At 46.9% G+C, this 719-nt stretch carries 1 protein-coding gene; it reads right to left on the reverse strand.

What is annotated here, in order from left to right; translation table 11 throughout:
- Window positions 1–719 (reverse strand): SLC13 family permease (locus KIV40_RS24735; protein ID WP_285351833.1); only part of this gene is annotated, 719 nt, incomplete at both ends.

A 719-nucleotide genomic window follows, 5' to 3' on the forward strand; every position in this document is an offset into this window, starting at 1 on the left:
TGTTGCTTTCTCAACGTCTTTCCACTCTACAGCGCGAGATGCACCAAGGAGGACGATAGCGCCAATCGCAACCAAGCTATCGAACTTCGAGAAACCACCGATCATTGCGTTGATTGGTTTGCCGAAAATCCACAGAGTTACTGTTAGCAAGAAGATCGACAGTGTGATTTTTTTGCTGTTGGTCCACTCAACTGGCTTATGGTCTAGCTCGAAGGTATGGTTCAGCTTAGGCTTAGTCATCGCATATAGGATAACCATCGCAATTGGTAGAAGAATAAGAGAGATAGGAAGACCTAGCGCCATCCACTCTGTAAAGCTCAGGCCAACTTCTGCTGCTGCGATTGCGTTCGGTGGGCTACCTACTAGCGTTGCGATACCACCAATTGAAGCACAGTAAGCGATACCAAGTAGAACGAATACATACGTATTTCGGTCTTCACGTTGGTCGACTTTGTTCATCACACCCAAAACCAGAGGCAGCATCACAGCTGTGGTCGCGGTGTTAGAGATCCACATCGATAGACCAGCACTCACACCGAATAGCATGAAGATCGCCACCGACATCTTACCTTTAGCAATCAAAAGCACTTTATCGGCGATCGCTTTGTCGAGCTCCTGCTTGTTCAATGCTGCCGCTAATGCAAATCCACCTAGGAAAAGAAAGATAATTGGGTTGGAGAAATTTGCAAGTGCAGCCGAAGTGTTAAAGACACCAAACA

The sequence above is a fragment of the Vibrio sp. D173a genome (assembly GCF_030248475.1).